Raw genomic sequence first — 2,122 nt, forward strand, 5'->3', positions numbered from 1 at the left:
ATCCGGTCGCATCGCGCCGAAGTGCTGAAGACCGTGTTCGTCATGGTCAACAGCCTCTTCTACCACGGCTGGATGAACGACAACGAGGCGAGCTCCCTGAGCGGCCATCGCTACTCCTCGGAGGATTATGCGGAGGCGGCCTCGCTGGTCCTGCGAACCTATGCGTCGATGTTCTCGGTTGACGGCGTCAGCTTCGCCCATGTGGATGCGCACGCCGTGGGCAAGAACGCGCTAGTCTACGAACGGCTGCTGCTCGCCGCGTTCCGTCTCACCAAGTTCAGGGAGGCCGAGCTGTTCCTTGACGGCCTCCCCTACCGCGCCGACGGCGTGCGCGAGACAGTCACCGTCTCCTCCATCGATCCCGACGTCGAGCGCTCCCTGCGCCTCGGCTACATCCAGGCGCAGAACCAGGGGATGATCCGGTTCACCCACCTGCAGGAGGCCAATCCAGCCGTCTCCATGCGGTCCGTGATCGATCACGGCTTCGAGCGCGGCATCTTCCAGGACCTGCTCGAGTTGATCGAGCATCCCGTGCGCAGGTTCGTTCTGAAGCTGCCGGCCGTGCCAGAGGTGTTCGAGCAGTTCTTCGGACGCGACGATCTGTTCCGTGACGAGCTTGAGATGCTGCTCGCGCTCGACGTCGACAACTTCGGCACGTTCGAGGAGCTGATCTTCCAGATCACCGACCGCGTGACATCAATGGATATCTTCAAGGTGCAGCGGTACTTCAACTTCCTCAGCTGCGCCTATCAGCGACGCCTGGCCGACCTCGAGGATCCGGCCGAGCGCGCGGAGCTGACGCTGACTTCGACCCTTCTCGTCATCCGACACGCCGACCTCGTCGAGCAGATGCGGCTTATCTTTGGCGACGAGGACAAGTCCCGGGAGATCATCTCGCTTCTTACCATGGACCCGACCGAGCCGCACCTAGACCTTCAGTACCGCCCGTTCGTGGACGCCGGCGGCTATTACGTGATCGCGCCGCATGTGGTCGCGGCCTCGAACCTCGTGCGCAACACGATCGTCGCCAACCGCCTCCGCGCTTCCGCCATCGGTCCAAGGGACCGCATGGTCCATGCCTTGACCGAGGCCCTCCGCTCAGTCGGCTTCCTCGTCCGGAACGACTTCGAGACCAGGATCGCCGGCAAGGAGCTAGAACTGGATGTCGTCGCCTGGCGCGATGGGTCGCTTTTCCTGTTCGAGTGCAAGAACGCCTACCACCCGGTGTCCGTCCACGAGATGCGCAACAGCTGGGACCACATCCGCGGCGCAAGGAAGCAGCTCGACAAGCGGCGAGAGGTCCTTGCCGAAGCTGCGAACCAGGCGACGCTATTCCAGAAGCTCGGCTGGGAGATCGACCCGCCGTGCGACGTCCACACCGGCATCGTCATCGCGAACCGCGTCTTTCACGGAGCCAGCCTCAACGGCCATCCGATCCGCCAAGCCCACGAGCTGATCAATGTGCTGACCAGCGGACGCATCGTCGCGGACGAGGACAGTCTGTCGTTCTGGATCAGCCCCGACTTCCAGATCGCCGACTTGATCGCGTATCTCGGCACCGCGTCGATCGCCACCGACCAGCTTGAGGCGCTGGATTCCCGCGAGTGGCGCTATTCGATGGGATACCGCGAGCTCGCGTTCTCGTCCTACGTCCTCGACATGGCCAAGTGGGACCGTGAGCTGCGGGCCAGGCATGGCCCTCCGATCGCTGGCGGCCGGCGGGAGGGTGACGACTAAAGCATCGGCCGGCCGGGCCGCTGTCTCGCCGGAAAGTGGGGTTTTGGATGCTCGTCAGCGCCTGCTGCATCGGCCCGGCGCGGCGGTGTACCGGACATCCAGGGCCCGGCGCGAGGAGGGTCGCCTCGCGCCGGGGGCTTCACGCCATGAGCGGATGGTGGCTGGTCGGCACCGGGACGTGGTTGGGGTCGAGATCTCCCGCGGGGGAGATCTTGAACCAGATCGCGTAGAGCGCGGGCAGGAACACCAGCGTCAGGATCGTTCCGCCGATCGTTCCGCCGATCAGGGTGAAGGCGAGCGAGCCCCAGAACACCGAAAAGGTGAGCGGTATGAAGGCCAGCACCGCTGCCATCGCGGTCAGGATCACCGGCCGCGACCGCTGGAC

2 protein-coding genes are annotated in these 2,122 nt (G+C 64.6%); one reads left to right on the forward strand and one right to left on the reverse strand.

Annotated elements, in window-relative coordinates:
- On the forward strand, nt 1-1,737 hold a 1,737-nt coding region (locus H8S47_RS18615; protein WP_187505258.1), incomplete at its 5' end, for a hypothetical protein.
- Between the two features lie 139 nt (nt 1,738-1,876).
- On the opposite strand, the gene H8S47_RS18620 is transcribed toward H8S47_RS18615, so the two are convergent.
- A partial coding sequence (locus H8S47_RS18620) for an efflux RND transporter permease subunit (protein WP_187505259.1) occupies nt 1,877-2,122 on the reverse strand: 246 nt, incomplete at its 5' end.

Source organism: Sphingomonas albertensis, assembly GCF_014358075.1.
Lineage (GTDB): Bacteria > Pseudomonadota > Alphaproteobacteria > Sphingomonadales > Sphingomonadaceae > Sphingomonas > Sphingomonas albertensis.